Annotated in this window: 1 protein-coding gene; it reads left to right on the top strand. The window is 60.0% G+C overall.

Going from position 1 to position 782, the window contains the following annotated elements:
* Positions 1-14: 14 nt before the first annotated feature.
* The coding region (locus VZ95_RS20005) for a mechanosensitive ion channel family protein (RefSeq protein ID WP_156995457.1) at positions 15-782 on the top strand (768 nt) is incomplete at its 3' end.

Genomic DNA, 782 nt, shown 5'->3' with positions numbered 1-782 from the left:
CGACGGCGGGCGCGGTGGTTTGGATTATCGGCCTGTGGTTCTTGGGGCGCTTGTGGCAGTTCTTCCTATCCGAAATCTTCACCCCAAAGCAGGTGGCGGCGCTGGAAGGCCCGATTACCGTGATTGCGGTTTTACTGGTCGGTTGGATTGGCTGGACCTTCCTCTCGGCGCTGTTCACCGCCTATGCGCCGCCTGCAAACGCGACGGGGCCGATTGGCCCGGATTCAGAGGATGATGGGGCCGAAGCCCCCGTCTACAGCCGCTTTGGCACGATTCTGCCGCTGTTGCGCGCCGTTGTTCTGGCGGCGGTGGTTGGGATTACCCTGCTGGTCGCGCTCTCGCGCTTGGGCATCGATATTTCGCCGCTATTGGCCGGGTTTGGGATTTTGGGCCTCGCCATTTCCTTCGGCTCGCAGGCGTTGGTGCGCGATATTGTTTCGGGGATTTTCTTCATCGCCGACGATGCGTTTCGCGTCGGCGAATATATCGATACCGGCAAGCTGAAAGGCACGGTGGAGCGGATCACGCTGCGCTCGGTGCAGTTACGGCACCAGAGCGGCTTGGTTCACACGATCCCCTTCGGACAAATCTCCTCCGTCACCAATTCCAGCCGCGAATGGGCGACGGTGAAGTTCAATATTCGGCTCGACCGCGACACCGATATCGAAGTTGCGCGCAAAACCATTAAGCGCGTCGGGCTGGCGATGGCTGAGATGCCCGAGTTTGCACCCTTGATGATCCTGCCGCTCAAAATGCAAGGCGTGGCCGAGATCGATGATACC

Source organism: Elstera litoralis (assembly GCF_000963705.1).
Classification (GTDB): Bacteria; Pseudomonadota; Alphaproteobacteria; order Elsterales; family Elsteraceae; genus Elstera; species Elstera litoralis.
Note: the sequence above shows the minus strand (reverse complement) of the source record. Positions and strands in the feature narration are given on the sequence as shown.